Annotated in this window: 11 protein-coding genes; 9 read left to right on the top strand and 2 right to left on the bottom strand. The window is 37.2% G+C overall.

Annotation, left to right across the window (positions count from 1 at the left end; genetic code table 11):
- Window positions 1-236 precede the first annotated feature (236 nt).
- Window positions 237-5,507: a S8 family serine peptidase gene (locus ACQCPR_RS03970; RefSeq protein ID WP_427138246.1), complete on the top strand. Its 5,271-nt coding sequence runs from the start codon at window positions 237-239 to the stop codon at window positions 5,505-5,507.
- A gap of 153 nt (window positions 5,508-5,660) precedes the next feature.
- Here ACQCPR_RS03970 and ACQCPR_RS03975 read toward each other — a convergent pair whose 3' ends face one another.
- Window positions 5,661-7,343, bottom strand: coding sequence for an Ig-like domain-containing protein (locus ACQCPR_RS03975; RefSeq protein ID WP_427138247.1), 1,683 nt, complete (start codon window positions 7,341-7,343; stop codon window positions 5,661-5,663).
- A 163-nt stretch (window positions 7,344-7,506) separates the two neighbouring features.
- On the opposite strand from ACQCPR_RS03975, the gene ACQCPR_RS03980 reads away from it, so the two are divergent.
- Window positions 7,507-7,923, top strand: a complete 417-nt coding sequence (locus ACQCPR_RS03980) for a hypothetical protein (protein ID WP_427138248.1) — start codon at window positions 7,507-7,509, stop codon at window positions 7,921-7,923.
- A 241-nt stretch (window positions 7,924-8,164) separates the two neighbouring features.
- Here ACQCPR_RS03980 and ACQCPR_RS03985 read toward each other — a convergent pair whose 3' ends face one another.
- Window positions 8,165-8,932: an IclR family transcriptional regulator gene (locus ACQCPR_RS03985; protein WP_427138249.1), complete on the bottom strand. Its 768-nt coding sequence runs from the start codon at window positions 8,930-8,932 to the stop codon at window positions 8,165-8,167.
- A 211-nt stretch (window positions 8,933-9,143) separates the two neighbouring features.
- Here ACQCPR_RS03985 and kduI point away from each other — a divergent pair, with 211 nt between their 5' ends.
- From kduI to kduD, 7 genes are all read left to right on the top strand, one after another.
- Window positions 9,144-9,974 (top strand): 5-dehydro-4-deoxy-D-glucuronate isomerase, encoded by an 831-nt coding sequence (gene kduI, locus ACQCPR_RS03990; RefSeq protein WP_427138250.1) that lies wholly within the window; start codon window positions 9,144-9,146, stop codon window positions 9,972-9,974.
- A gap of 33 nt (window positions 9,975-10,007) precedes the next feature.
- A complete protein-coding gene (locus tag ACQCPR_RS03995; protein WP_427138251.1) occupies window positions 10,008-10,976 on the top strand; it encodes a C-terminal binding protein in 969 nt (322 codons plus the stop codon).
- 18 nt (window positions 10,977-10,994) lie between these two features.
- Window positions 10,995-12,020, top strand: a complete 1,026-nt coding sequence (locus ACQCPR_RS04000; protein WP_427138252.1) for a TRAP transporter substrate-binding protein — start codon at window positions 10,995-10,997, stop codon at window positions 12,018-12,020.
- A 14-nt stretch (window positions 12,021-12,034) separates the two neighbouring features.
- Window positions 12,035-12,568, top strand: a complete 534-nt coding sequence (locus ACQCPR_RS04005; RefSeq protein ID WP_427138253.1) for a TRAP transporter small permease — start codon at window positions 12,035-12,037, stop codon at window positions 12,566-12,568.
- A gap of 1 nt (window position 12,569) precedes the next feature.
- Window positions 12,570-13,877, top strand: a complete 1,308-nt coding sequence (locus ACQCPR_RS04010; protein WP_241595287.1) for a TRAP transporter large permease — start codon at window positions 12,570-12,572, stop codon at window positions 13,875-13,877.
- A 101-nt stretch (window positions 13,878-13,978) separates the two neighbouring features.
- Window positions 13,979-15,016 (top strand): zinc-dependent alcohol dehydrogenase, encoded by a 1,038-nt coding sequence (locus ACQCPR_RS04015; protein WP_427138254.1) that lies wholly within the window; start codon window positions 13,979-13,981, stop codon window positions 15,014-15,016.
- Window positions 14,991-15,755 (top strand): 2-dehydro-3-deoxy-D-gluconate 5-dehydrogenase KduD, encoded by a 765-nt coding sequence (gene kduD / locus ACQCPR_RS04020; RefSeq protein ID WP_427138255.1) that lies wholly within the window; start codon window positions 14,991-14,993, stop codon window positions 15,753-15,755. The genes ACQCPR_RS04015 and kduD overlap by 26 nt, the downstream gene beginning before the upstream one ends.
- The last annotated feature ends 4 nt before the right edge of the window (window positions 15,756-15,759 follow it).

The following is a 15,759-nucleotide window of genomic DNA, read 5'->3' on the forward strand; positions in this document are numbered from 1 at the left end:
TGGTCCCTGTGTAAGATACAATTCCGAATTGTATTTTACACAGGGACCTTTTTAATAGGGACATGTCATAGCCACCAGGACTAGCACATATAGTAGAAATGATATTACATCATGAAAATTACTTTATAAGTAACTATTCATAGGAAGGAAGCGATTTTCATAAAAAAGCATTAGCGGTAAGGAGCCAAACTTATAGTTTCGTAAAGTAAATTAGGTTGGGAAAAGGGGGAATTATATTGAAGAAAAAGTTTTTAATTAAATTTTTTAGTACCTTTATGGTACTAGCTATGATCTTAACGATGCTCAGTCCTGCAATGACTGCTTCTGCAAACTCAGGTGTAAAGCCATTCAAGCAGAACACACCAAGCAAGAGTACGATGCAGTTAAAATCAGCTGTCGCGGAACAATTAAATTTAATAGATGGTGGGCCAAAGCTACACAAAGATTTACAAGACCAATCTGGTAACCAAGAGGTTGCAGTAATTATACATTTATCTGAAAAACCAGTAGCTCTTGAAAAAGGAATAAGCGAATTAAAAGGAAGAGCTTTCTCGACCACACAAGAAAGCCAAGTGAGAACAAAAGTAAAAGCACAACAAACACTAGTCATAAAAGAATTAACAACAAAAAATATTGCTATTAAACAAGGATATACCTTTGACACAGTGTTGAATGGCTTCGCAGCAACGGTTAAAGCGAGTGACATTCCAAAACTACTTACTGTTCAAGGAGTAACATTAGTGGAACCAGACACAATTGTTTACGCGTCAGAGGAACCACAAAAAACAAAACCAACAAAGTCATCTGTGATTAAAAAAGATCCTAAAGTAGATGCTAAGATGAACACAAGTATTTCATTCTTAGGTATTGAAAAGCTTTGGAGTGAAGGAATCGAAGGGCAAGGCATTAAAGTAGCGGTACTTGATACAGGTATTGATGCTGATCACCCTGAATTCGCCGGCATTTACAAAGGTGGAAAGAACTTCATTCCAAATTCATCCACTTATACAAAAACACGTGCAGATAATGATGCATCTGAAACATTACCTTCAGAACGTCCAGCAGGAACACCTGAATTTAATGCAAATGGAAGTGCGTTCTACACTTCTCATGGTACCCATGTTGCCGGCACAATTGCCGCAATCGGAGCAAACGAATATGGCATTAAAGGGATTGCACCTAAAGTAGACCTTTATGCTTATCGTGTACTTGGAGCATATGGCAGTGGATCAACTTCAGGTATTGTGAAAGCAATAGATACCGCTGTTATTGAAAAAATGGACGTTATCAACCTTTCACTTGGTGGTGGAGCAAACTCCGAAACGGATGCAGGATCATTTGCTATAAATAATGCAATGATTGCTGGTACTATCGGAGTTGTCGCAACAGGTAATGATGGTCCTAACCGCGGCACAATGGGTACTCCCGCTACAGCACGTTTAGGGATTGGGGTTGGTAACACTACAAATCCGGAAACGATGCACAATGGAGAAGTAAAAGTTACGGTTGGAGATTACAACTTAACAAAACAACTACAATTAATGGGTACAACTTTTGGAAAAGATTTAGCTACACAACTTCAAGGTGAGTTTGACCTAGTCGCAGTACCTGGCCTTGGGGAAGTAAAAGACTTTGAAGGAATTGATGTGGAGGGTAAAGTGGCATTGATTGCTCGTGGAAATATCGCGTTTGTCGATAAAATTGCGAATGCAAAGGCAAATGGAGCAGTTGCTACGATTATTCATAACTCTGCAACCGGATCGAATACACCAAATGCTTCTGGAACATTCCTGGGGGATTCTTTTGCCTTCCTTCCAACTTATGATATGTCTTTGACTGATGGCGAGGCAATCCGCGCTGCATTGGCAGGGGGAACAGGAAAGGTTAGCTTTGGTAAATTCGCTTCTACGAATACTGTTGGAGATGAGGTAAATGACTCCAGTTCACGTGGACCTTCTACACCAAACTTTGATATTAAACCAGATGTAAGTGCACCTGGAACAAATATTATGTCCACAATTCCAATGTACAAAACAGATTTCCCTGATGCTGTTTACGGTGAAGCATATGATCGTAAAACAGGAACTTCAATGGCAACACCACATATCGCAGGTATTGCTGCTCTTGTAAAACAAGCAAATCCTGATTGGAATGCTTTCGATGTGAAAGTAGCCCTTTCTAATACTGCTAAAATCTTGGATACAACGAAGTATGATGTATTTGCTCAAGGTGCAGGGCGTGTGAATGCATATGCAGCAGCATATCCAGAAATACTTGCTTATGGAGTAGATACTGCAGTGTTAGATGGTACTGGAGCAGTTGTAGAAAACTTAAAAGGGACAGTTACTTTCGGTCCACAATCACTTAAAGAAGGTAATATATCAGTAACAAAAGAAATTTTAGTGAAAGATATTGCTGGTAAAGGTGGAAACTATAACGTCTCAGTGGATGTAACAAAATCCTTTGGTGATGCAAAAGTGACGATAGACAAACCGACATTCAATCTTGCTGGAGAGCAAGTGTTAAAAGTTACATTGACTGCATCTAAAGCAACTGCACCAAACGGTTCTGAAATACTTGGATATATCAACATTAACGGTGGGTCTTCAGAAGTTTCCTTGCCATTTGCGGCTGACTTTGGTGGAGTAACAGCAACTGAAATCAAAAACTACCAGATCACAAAAACAGATTTATCATTTAATGGAGACGGAATTCAAGATTCTGCAGTTCTTTCGTTTACATTAACTGGCGACGTAACAACAAATTATATTGAACTTTGGGACATCATGAATCCAGAAGGTGGCGAATATGGTGACGGCTACATCGGCTACTTACATTCAGGAACTTCACTTGCAAAAGGATCATATAACCTGAACGTTGCTGGACAGTACAAACCATGGGGGACTGCACCTGCAACAACAATACCAGACGGCCTATACACAATTGACTTCACTGGACTTGCAGCTTCAGGAGTTGTCCAAGACTATGTGGGTCCGATTGTAGTAAAAACTACAAAACCAGTAGTGACTGGAGCAGTAACGGAAGGCATAGCGACGGGGAAAATTACAGACAAATATATCGATTACAATGAAGAATTATATTTATACGGTTTAGAATACAACTTAAATGACAAATTAAAAGCTTCGTATATTGCCACTGAAAATGGAGTAGCAAAAGCAGCGGTTTCATTTAATTTGAATGAAGACGGTAGCTTTACATTCCCAGTAACAACTGACACAGATTCAGTGAAAGTAATTATTAATGATGCGGCAGGAAATGTTGGCGAAGCATTAATTTACGAAAAAGAAACGGAAGTACCAGAACCAGTTCTATCACTTTCTGTTAATCCAACTAAGCTAGACTTAACAGCTGGAGAAACGTCTCAACTTACTGTAACAGAAACATCTACACCTGTAGAAGGTGATGCAACTAATAAAGATGTAACTTCAGAAGCTACATATTCTGTAGCAGATGAAAGTATTGCAAAAGTTGTAAATGGATTAGTAACTGCGGTAGGAAAAGGTTCTACTACAATTACTATTACTCATGGTAAAAATGAAGTGACAGTAAATGTGACTGTAAAAGATCCAGTAGTTATTGTACCAGGAGTAACTTTAACTGCTAACAAAACACAAATTGATTTGGAACCAAAAGAAGAAGCACAACTGAAAATTACAGAAGTAACAACAACAGCAGATGGAAAAACAAAACGAAAAGACGTGACAAAAGCTGCAACTTACAAAGTCGTTGATAATAAAGTGGCTAGCGTAAAAGACGGTTTAGTAATAGCTAAAAATGCAGGTAGTACAGCAATTACTATTAAATACGGTAAAAATGAGCTAACAGTAAATGTGACGGTAACAGAACCAGAGGTAACTTTAACGGCTAACAAAACACAAGTTGATTTGCAAAAAGGAAAAGAAACGCAACTGAAAATAACAGAGGTAACAACAACAGCAGATGGAAAAACGAAAAAGACAGACGTAACAAGTGCTGCCAAGTATTCAGTAGCAGACAATAAAGTAGTTTCAGTGAAAAATGGATTAGTAACAGCTAAAAATGCAGGAAGTACAGTTATTACAGTTAAATATGGAAAAAATGAGCTAACAGTAAATGCAACGGTAACAGAACCAGGAATGACACTAACTGCGAATAAAACACAAATTGATTTGGAGCCAGGAAAAGAGTCTCAGCTAAAAATCATGGAAGTAACAACAACAGCTGATGGAAAAACAAAGCAAGTAGACGTAACAAAGGCTGCAACGTATAAAGTAGCGAATGGTAAAATTGCTACTGCGAGCAATGGTTTAGTAACAGCAATAAAAGCAGGGGAAACTACAATCACAGCTAAGTATGGTAAACAAGAAGTAACTATAAGTGTGACAGTTACAGAGCCAGTAGTGACTTTGATTGCAAACAAAACAGAAATTAATTTGGAACCAGGAAAAGAAGCACAACTAACAATTAAAGAGGTAATCACTTCAGCAGATGAAAAAACAAAACAGTCCGATATAACGAGTCTGGCAACATACAAATCTGGAAATAATAAAGTAGCTACAGTCAACAAAGGTTTAGTAACAGCAAAAGGTGTAGGTAGCACAACAATTATTGCTAAATATGGCAAAAATGAAGTTACTATTAATGTCACAGTGTCAGAACCAGAAGTAACACTTACCGCCAACAAACCAGATATTAGTTTGGAATCAGGAAAAGAATCCCAACTTAAAATTACAGAAGTAACAACAACAGCAGATGGAAAAACAACCGAAAGAAATGTAACAACAGCTGCGACCTATACAGTGGCAGATAAAGCAGTGGCTACTGTAACGAATGGATTAGTAAGAGCAAAAAATGCAGGAAGTACAACAATCACTGCGAAATATGGTAAAAATGAAATAACTATAAACGTAACGGTTACAAAACCCGAAGTAACTTTATTTACAGACATTTCTCAAATTGAATTGGAACCTGGAAAAGAAGCACAACTAACTATTAAGGAAATAACAATAACAGCAGATGGCAAAACATCTGAAAGAAACGTGACTTCATCTGCAAAATATAAAGCAGCAGATAATTCGGTGGTCTCTGTAACGAATGGTTTAATCAGAGCAAAAAATGCCGGAGCTACAACGATCAATATTAGCTATGGTGAAAACAATTTAACTGTAAATGTAACAGTTGCAGCACCAGAAGTAACACTAGTGGCAGATAACACACAAATCGAGTTAGAAGCTGGAAAAGAGATACGCGTGGCAATTAAAGAAGTAACAACAACTCCAGATGGTCAAATAACTGAAAGAGATGTAACAGCAGCTGCAAAATATACTCCAGGGGATAAAGCAATAGTTTCAGTGAACAGTGGTTTAATCAGAGCGAAAAAAGCTGGAAGCACTACGATTACCGTTAAATACGGTAAACACGAACTAACGGTAAATGTAAATGTTTCAGAAGCAAGTTTCAAATCTATTATTCCAGGCTCTGAAACTGTGGTCCCTGTTCCTGCCTAAAACGGTCCCTGTGTAGCAAACAATTCTGATAGTTGTGCGAAAAACCCACTCCTCTATATTTAAGAGGAGCGGGCTGTTTTTTTGTTCCCTGTGTAAGATACAATTCAGAATTGTATCTTACACAGGGGCATTTTTGAATATGTGGAATCTATGTTATTTAACCGAAATTTCCTGAACATAGTTACGATGGATAAATAGCTCCTTATAATCCGCAGAATCCGACAGAATTTTGATCCAATCAGCTTCTGGTAGATTGTCATCTAAAATAGTGATTGGCATTCCGGCTTTTGTATATCTATACGCAGCTGTATATTCCGTTCCAGGTCCAGTTCGAACGTTTAAACCTGTTGTATTCGTAATTCCAAGCTTGTATTTTGTAATTGAATCTTTACCGCCCATCATCTGATCGATGCGATACATATGACCAGCTGCCTTTGCTCCCCAGTATGGATCAGATGCATATTTCATATTGATACCAATTGCTTTATTACCAAAAACAGCACCGTTTGCGTAACCAGCGTTTGGTGGAAGATAGTTTTTATTTATAAAGGCATTAATTAATTCATCAATATTGGATTCGACTGTTGGGAAATACTTAGCAAGTGGATTGTTATCGGATACATATAACCCAAATAAGTTATTGTATTGTTGTGCTCTATTACTTAATCCATAGGCACTCTCATGTTGTGCCAATGCTAGGATAAATAATGCATTGATATGTTGTGTTTCTTCAATTTGTTTAAGATAAGAACCAAGCCCAATGAGTTTACTTTTTTGAGAAGCTTGTTGATATAGCACATTATTTGGATAATCACTTTCTAGTTTTAGAAGCATAGCACTTATATACGCATCAATTTCTTCAGCTGTATAGGTTGTTTTACTCCGTGCGGATAGGTATTTGAAATAGGGATAGCTTGTCCCGATTTCTTGTCCCGATGTGTTTGTAAAATGTGTACCATCAACACTATAATATTTTTGACCAGCTGTCATGAAATCAGGAGCAGCTCCGATTTGATAAGAAGAGTAGGTTTTACTACTAGTCGAATAAATCGAATGAACTAGCTCACTATTTGAAACGGAATAATAGGATCTTCCTGTTAAAGCATTCTGGGGAATTAATTTACTATTTTCTTGACTTATAAACATGTTTTTACCGGCCACATTAACTTCCACGTAAGTATCAGAGGAACTTATATACGGTAGTTCCGTATTTGAAATGACATATGTAACTGGTTTAGTAAGCTGTTTGTCCGAATATATATTCGTTAATACATTGGAGGCGTGAGCTCTAGTTACCACCATTCCACTTGGAATCTTAACAAGCGAATCCTTATATTGGATTCCTTGGCTAGATTTCAAGTTAGTTAAAGCATTTTCGTATGAATCATATGACTTAACAAAACTTGTTGTTCCATCGGAAGCGATATTCACAATATCATATGTACCGGGAGTTTCAATGGTAAATTTCTTTTGTTTGTTTGATGACAGTGGTTTACCACTTTCATCTTTAATGCTATTCGTAATATGTAATGTATACGTATTGGAAAAATTATAACCTTCCACGGGTGGCGCAATTGTTACACTCTTCTGATCTGGTGAAACGGTAATTGTACCATTTTTCTTAACACCAAATTGATCCAAAACATAAACTGAGTTGAGATTAACGCTAGTAGGATCTACTGCCTTATTAAAAGTAATAGTCCAGATTTTGTTAGTACTTATGTTTGTAGCTTCATCAGTTGGAGCGGCAGCTACCCATGCTGGTAGTATCAACATCATTAATAGCATAAGAAAACTAATGATAATATTCTTGTTTGAATGGTGTTTTTGTACCAATTAAACTTCCTCCTTTATTACAATCTTTCACCCTACCATACTACCAGTTTATGTACTAAAGTTCTATGACGTTTTGGATTATTTTAGAAATTGATAACATAATTATAAAATATCTATTACAATAGTAGTTGAAATCAATTATCGAAAATTGGAGGAGATATTCATGATTATAAAGCTAACAAAAAAAACACTATCGATTTTATTAATATTTGGACTTTTTATGGCAATCCCAACAGACACACTAGCTGCAACGAAAGTAATGTGGGGAAAAACAGAGCTTAAGTTAGGGCAAATCGGGAAAGTGACAATTCTAGCAGATACACCACTCGTAAAAGTGGAAAGTAATGGTACATTGTCGACTGTTCGTATACTGAAAAAAGGCGATGAATACCGGGTGTACAGCTACAAAGGTCAACATAACGGGTTATACGGTGTTGGTGGAGGCAGTTTCGTTCAAAAGAACACAACGAAAGTAAAATACGAAACACCTTCAAAGAAAAAATTAGCGCTCGTAACTCCTAAACCAATCATTACGACACCAGTCGACCCTCCAGCATTGGAAGTTGTAGATATACAATAGAATGTGTCCTGAAAAACAATAACCTAAATAGAAGTCCTTTCATCCTATTGTCGATGGAAGGACTTCTATTTATTTTTGTGTGCCCCTGTGTAGGAAACAATTCTCTCCTTATTTTTATTTTAAATCGAAAAATTAAAAAGTGGCTGAAATCATATTTCAGCCACTTTTTGCATGTTAAACTATTTTGTTCTATCTATTTAAATTTATATCATAGTGCTTATATCTTGGCATAAAAAAATAACTATACTCCTGGGCGATAGCCATATTGTTGGGAGATATTCAATGCTGTTTCTTTCACCTTATCAATCAGTTCATCATTTACGCGCTCCATCGTCATTCTACTGGTTGGTCCAGATATGCTGAAGCTTGCAATAATACGACCTTGGAAATCCCTAATGGGCGCAGCAATACAGCGAATTCCTTCTTCATTTTCTATATTGTCTAAAGCATATCCATGTTTTTTAACAAGTTTTATCTCTTCATCTAGTTCTTGTTTAGATTGGATAGTTTTAGCTGTTTTAGAAGTATAAATAGTATTTTGAGCAATTTTATTGTATTTATCCTCTGACATTCCAGACAGTAGTATTTTTCCTACCCCAGTACAATACATAGGAGATCTGTGACCGATGCGAGAAAACATGCGTATGGTCTGATTGCTTTCAATTTTATCTATATAAAGTACTTCTCCATTATCTTCAATACATAGATGGACTGTTTCATTTACGTTATTAGAGAGATGCTCTAGGTGAATCTTAGAAATATTAATGATATCTAAATTATTTATCATATTTCGTGATAGATAAACAACTTGATAACCTAGTTTATATTTATCAGTTTCCTCTACCTTAGCTACATAATTCAGATTTAGGAGCGTAGAAAGTAAACGATGAATAGTACTTTTAGATAGCCCTACTTTTTCTGAGAGACGAGCAATCTGTATTCCATCTGGATACTCAGATATTGTGTTCAATAACATTAATGCTCTTTCTAGCGATTGTACATTTGTCATGAATTGCACCCCTAAATTATATCTATTTGAAGCAGCGTTCTTTTTTCAATCTTAAGATATTAAAAATGATTTGTAAATGACAGGACCGTAAATGATAAAAAATTTAGATATTTATAAAATATGTATTGTAAGTATTCTGAAAGTATATTATGATTAATTATGGAATAGCGTTCCACTAGGTGGAACAATATTATTTGGAGGAGTGTTTGAAGTGAAAATAATGTACTCGCATCATCCAGAAGATGTAAAAGGTTATACAACTGATAAGCTAAGAGATCAATTTTTAATGGAATCTGTATTTTTGGAAGACTCTATTGAACTAACTTACAGTCATGTAGATCGTATTATTTACGGTGGAGCTATGCCTAAAGAGAAAGCGCTTACACTAAGTGCTGAAAAAGAGCTTGCGGCATCTTATTTCTTAGAGAGACGTGAAATGGGTGTTATTAATATTGGTGGAGACGGCGTTATTATGTTAGACGGAGAGAAAATAGAACTTAATAGTAAAGAAGGTATTTATATTGGTCGAGGGACGAAAGAAGTAATCTTTCAGTCAAATGACCCGAACAGTCCAGCTAAGTTCTACATAAACTCATGTCCTGCCCATAAAAAGTATCCGACAGTAAAAGTTAGCCAGGACCAAGCTATTGCAAGACCATTAGGTGATATTAAATCGATGAATAAGCGGACAATCTATCAATTCATCCATCCAGACGTACTGGAAACTTGTCAACTAAGTATGGGGATGACCGTTTTGGAAGAGGGAAGTGGTTGGAACACTATGCCATGCCACACTCATGAAAGACGAATGGAAGTCTATTTGTATTTTAATATGCAAGAAGATACGAGAGTCTTTCATCTTATGGGGCAACCTACTGAAACGCGTCACATTGTAATGGCAAATGAACAGGCAGTTCTATCACCAAGCTGGTCTATCCATTCAGGAATTGGTACTAGCAACTATACATTCATTTGGGGAATGTGTGGGGAAAATCAGGATTTTGACGATATGGATTTCGTTGATATGAAAGAAATTAGATAACCATTTTTAGTTTATAAAAATTGAGGTGGAATTGTGGCTAATAACGCTGTGATTATTACAGATTGTGATCATTACGACATTGAAATTGAGACAGAGATTCTAAGTAAGAGCGCCATTAAGTTCCAAAAGAAACAATGTAAGACGGAACAGGATTTGATTGAACAATGCTATGATGCTTCTGTTTGGATCAACCAGTACGCGCCTATTACGGAGAACGTTCTGGCAAATAGTCCGAATTTAAAACTCGTCATCCGATACGGTGTAGGTGTAAACAATGTAGACGTCCAAGCTGCTACTAAGTATGGTGTGCAGGTTTGTAATGTACCAGACTATGGCACACAAGAAGTAGCAGATCACGCGCTGGCTTGTCTACTTACGCTAACCCGTAAAGTATCCCAAATGAGTTCACTGGTCAAACAAGGAGTTTGGGATTACCAAAAGAGTATTCCTGTTTATCGCCATTCAGAGCGGAAGGTTGGAATAATAGGGATCGGGCGAATAGGCACTGCTTTCGCCAATCGCGTGCATGCGCTAAATAGTCAAGTTATAGCTTATGATCCCAAGATGACGGAAGAAAGAGTAAACCGTGCACCTAAATTTGTTCAATTTGTAGATTTAGAAACTCTATTAAAAGAATCTGATATTGTGTCTATCCATTGCCCACTTGACTCAGCGTACCACTTAATAGGAGAAGAAGAATTACAAAAGATGAAACGTTCTTCTTATTTAATAAATGTATCTCGTGGTGGGATTATCAATGAAAATGCTCTAGACAAGGCGTTAACAGAAGGATGGATAGCAGGTGCTGCACTGGATGTTTCGGAGATTGAACCGATTCCTTTGGACTCACCTCTGCTAAGACATGAGAATTTATATTGCACACCGCATATGGGGTGGTATTCCGAGGAGTCAGCTAAAGAGTTAAAAAGAAAAGTTGCTGAAGAAGCGGTTAGGTTTTTACAAGGGGAACAAGTGCATTATCCAATAAATAATATAACTTGAAAATGAGGGGTGTAGAGAATGAAAAAAAGATTAAAAGCTATAGTAGGTTTTGGAATCGCTTTCACAATGGCGGCATTTTTAACTGGTTGTAGTGAAGACGAAACTGTGGCAGTAAATGGTGAATCACAGAAAACACAAGTGTTGAAGGTTGCTTTCAATCAACCAGATACTCATCCACAATATAAAGCAATGGAGCAGTTCGGTGAAGAGTTAAAAGAAAAAACAAACGGTGCCTATGAAATTAAAATGTATCCAAATGAATTGTTGGGTGCCCAACGCGAAACAATTGAACTTGTTCAATCAGGAACAATTTCGATGTCCATTGTAGCAGGTAGTTTAATGGAAAACTTTAACGATGAATTCGTTGTATTCAATCTACCATATGTATTCGATTCAAAAGATCATCAATTATCCGTATTTAACAATTCAGATATCATAGGGAATCTATATAGTTCTGTTGAAGACCAAGGGATGTCTGTAGTTGGTGCATTCCACGGAGGTATCCGTAATGTATACAACAATGTTCAGCCGATTGAAACACCAGAAGATTTAAAAGGACTTAAAGTACGAATCATTGACAGTGATACAAATATTAAAATGATGGAAAAAATGGGTGGCGTCGGTACACCGATGGGTCAAGGGGAAGTTTATACTGCTCTACAATCAGGAGTACTTGAGGGTGGAGAAAATAATGAGTTAATCTATGCTAACTTAAAGCATAGTGAAATTGCTAAATACTACTCTTATACACAGCATTTGATGATTCCCGACTATTTAATAATAAATAATGATCTATTAAAAGGAATGTCAGAAGAGCATAGAAAGATATTTGAAGAAGGATTTGCGAAAGCGGTTGATAATGCTGTTAATCTTTGGGATACGGAAGTAGAGAAAGCGATTACGGACGCTGAAGCAGATGGTGCAGAGTTCAATAAGCCAGATATTAAGGTATTCCAAGATGCAGTGCAACCGTTACTAGAAGAGAAATTATCATCTGAAGGTGCAAAAGCTCTTTACGACAAAGTAAGAGAAGCTGCTAAATAGGTCGGAGTGATTTTATGAATACAGTAAAAAAAGTTTTAGACAAAATATTAGCGGTTGTTTGTATAACACTATTTAGTTTTCTAGTGTTACTTGTCACATGGCAAGTCGTGACCCGATTTGTATTTAATAGCCCAAGTGTTTTCTCAGAGGAATTGGCGAAATATTGTTTTGTATGGCTAACTTTGTTTGGTTCTGCATTTGTCTTTGGAGAAAATGGTCATATGGCAATCGATTTTGTCCGCGAAAAGTTTCCAGACAAGATGAGAATGGGAGTGGAAGTATTTATCGAGTTAGTAGTAATTGTATTTGCTGTATTAGTTCTTATTATGGGCGGATATAGTGCTACTAGCCTTGCTTGGAATCAAATGAATGCTACGCTACATATTCCCGTTGGCTATTTATATGCAGCCATTCCTTTAAGCGGAATATTTATTGTTTACTATTGTATAAATAGTATTTACTTGATTGTAACAAAGAAAAAATCTTTAGAAGAAATTGATCTGTCAACAACACCAAAAGCTAAGAGCGACTTGCAAGGAGGAATGTAAAATGGATGTAGCTTTGCAAGCCGCGCTTATTCTATTGATCTGTGTAGCATTTTTATTGATCATCGGTGCTCCAATTGCTGTTAGTTTGGGGATTGCTTCTGTCTTAGCGATGATTTCTATTATGGATTTTGACAACTCTCTTTTGACATCAGCGCAAAGAATGTTTGCTGGTACCAATTCATTTACGCTACTAGCAATACCATTCTTTGTACTGGCTGGAGTCATCATGAACAACGGCGGTATAGCGTTAAGACTAATAAATTGTGCGAAAGTATTAAGTGGTAGATTACCTGGCTCTCTAGCGCATACGAATATTGTAGCCAATATGATGTTTGGATCAATCAGTGGTTCAGCAGTTGCAGCTGCAGCTGCTGTAGGAAGTACGATGGGCCCTTTGCAAGCAAAAGAAGGATATGACAGAAACTTCAATGCAGCAGTAAACATCGCATCTGCACCAACTGGTATGCTTATCCCACCTAGTAATACGTTAATTGTTTACTCCTTGGTAAGTGGAGGCACATCAATAGCTGCATTATTTATGGCTGGATATATTCCAGGAATCATGTGGGGTCTTGGTTGCATGATTGTTGCTTACTTTATGGCTAAAAAACGTGGCTATAAAAGTGATGAAAGAGTGTCATTACGTGTAGCATTGCGTGTATTTCTGGATGCAATTCCAAGTTTGTTCTTAATTATTATCGTAATCGGTGGAATTATTTATGGTGTCTTCACTGCAACAGAAGGTTCTGCAATTGCAGTTGTGTATTCGTTATTACTTTCCTTTGTCTATAAGACAATTAAGGTAAAGGATTTACCGAGGATTCTGTTAGATTCTACTCGAACAACATCGATTGTAATCTTTTTAATCGGCGTATCTTCCATCATGTCATGGGTAATGGCTTTTACCAATATACCTGGCATAATAGCTGATACATTACTAGCTTTGACAGACAACATTTATATTATTCTATTGATTATGAACTTAGTCTTGTTAATTGTTGGGACGTTTATGGATCCAACTCCAGCTGTATTAATTTTCACACCTATCTTTTTACCGATTGCTGTGAGCTTTGGTGTGGATCCAGTTCATTTTGGAATTATGCTTATATTTAACTTGTCCATTGGAACTATCACACCACCAGTAGGGCCAGTGTTATTTGTTGGAGCCAAGGTCGCTAACTTGAAGATAGAAAGTATCATTAAACCATTGATACCGTTCTTTGTAGTAACAGTTGTTATATTGCTAATTGTTACATACATTCCTTCTATTTCACTTTTTATCCCTGAGCTTTTTGGATTAGTGAAGTAAGGCCGATAATGATAAATCATTAGTCAAGGTAAATCGGTCATTTCGATAATTCGTTATCGGTATGGCCGATTTATGTTTACTAACGAAGTGGGGGAAGTAAGTTGAAAGCTATTGTCTATACGGGACCTAACGATGTCTCTTTTAGGGAGGTATCAAAACCAGATTTAAAGGAAAATTATTCACTGATAAAAACTTCCCACGTGGGGATTTGTGGAACCGATCTAAATATATTTGCGGGAACTCATCCACGTGCAAAATCACCATTAATCATGGGACATGAATTTTCAGGAACCATCGCTAGTGAGCATCCGACAATTGGAGTCGGAGAAAAAGTGACAGTCAATCCATTGCTGTCATGTGGAAAATGTCATCCTTGTAATACAGGAAATCCTCACGTTTGTGAAGTCTTAAAATTGGTAGGAATTGATTCAGATGGTGGAATGGCTGAGTATGTAGCTGTGCCTAATCATTGTATTGTGCCATTACCGAAAGAAGTTTCCTTAAAAACTGGAGCGTTGGTGGAACCAATTTCAGTTGCTGTACATGCGATTCGACAAGGTGGGTATCAAGCGGGAGACCGTGCAGTGGTTTTTGGAGCAGGTACGATTGGACTTTGTGTTGCGTTGACGTTACGTCATTACGGAGCTTCACAAGTTACAGTTATTGAAACAAACGATGACCGTCTGAAGATGGCAAAAGAGTTAGGTTTTCATACACTTAATCCGATCAAGGATGATATTCAAAGAGAAGTGAGAGCACTTACGTCTAATTTAGGTGCAGATATAGTATTCGATTGTGCAGGACATCCAAGCGTACTGGATTTAGTGACCGATATAGTAAAAGTAAAAGGAAAGATTGTTATTGTTGCGGCTTATAAAAAACCAGCAGAATTTCAATTGCTTCAAGGGATGTTCAAAGAGCTGACTGTTCGGTTCGTTCGCGTCTATACACCTACAGATGTTGACCTTGCGATGCAGATTCTAGTGAATAATTTAGACTTCGAACAATTGATAACACATGTGTTTCCACCAGAGAAAGCAAAAGAAGGCTTCGATTTACTGGTGACACCTTCTGAAGCGATTAAAGTACTTTATCAATTTGATCATGTAGGAGATGAGAACAACGAATCCATTATTTGATTTATCAGGAAAAGTAGCAGTGGTAACAGGAGGAAATAAAGGAATAGGAAAAGCAATTTCTTTAGGTCTTGCACAGGCTGGAGCAAATATCGTTGTCATTGCCAGGGATATTCATGAAGAATATCTTGAGAGTATTAGGGCAGTTGGAGTGAAAGCGATTGGAATATCATTTGACCTTCAACAAATAGAAAAGTTTGATGAATTGGTGGAAGAAATCATTGGGAAGATGGGTAAAATTGATATTCTAATCAATAATGCAGGAGTTCAGCGAAGATCCCCAGCAGTTGACTTTGACAAGGCAGATTGGGATTTCGTTATGAATGTCAATGCTAATGCAGTATTCTTCTTAGCACAAAAAGTTGGACAGCATATGATTGAAAAAGGATCAGGTAAAATTATAAACCTAGCATCATTATTATCTTTCCAAGGTGGTTTAACGGTTCCTGCGTATGCGGCAAGTAAAGGTGCGGTTATGCAATTTACTAAATCATTGGCAAACGAATGGGCAAGATTAGGCGTCAATGTTAACTGCATTGCACCAGGATATATGGACACGGAAATGAATACAGCACTCGTTGCTGATGAAGTACGTAATAAACAAATACTAGATCGCATACCGGCAGGACGATGGGGCAAAGCAGAGGATATCGCTGGTACAGCCGTATTTTTATCATCAAATGCATCAGATTATTTACACGGATTCACAATTGCCGTTGATGGCGGTTGGTTAGGGAGATAATAAT

Source organism: Psychrobacillus psychrodurans (assembly GCF_050209195.1).
GTDB lineage: Bacteria > Bacillota > Bacilli > Bacillales_A > Planococcaceae > Psychrobacillus > Psychrobacillus psychrodurans.

Bases quoted from the DNA above. Each gene is read 5' to 3' on its own strand.
- kduD (WP_427138255.1), top strand. From the start codon at position 14,991: ATGAGAACAACGAATCCATTATTTGATTTATCAGGAAAAGTAGCAGTG.
- ACQCPR_RS03985 (WP_427138249.1), bottom strand. From the start codon at position 8,932: ATGACAAATGTACAATCGCTAGAAAGAGCATTAATGTTATTGAACACA.
- ACQCPR_RS03980 (WP_427138248.1), top strand. From the start codon at position 7,507: ATGATTATAAAGCTAACAAAAAAAACACTATCGATTTTATTAATATTT.
- ACQCPR_RS04005 (WP_427138253.1), top strand. From the start codon at position 12,035: ATGAATACAGTAAAAAAAGTTTTAGACAAAATATTAGCGGTTGTTTGT.
- ACQCPR_RS04010 (WP_241595287.1), top strand. From the start codon at position 12,570: ATGGATGTAGCTTTGCAAGCCGCGCTTATTCTATTGATCTGTGTAGCA.
- ACQCPR_RS04000 (WP_427138252.1), top strand. From the start codon at position 10,995: ATGAAAAAAAGATTAAAAGCTATAGTAGGTTTTGGAATCGCTTTCACA.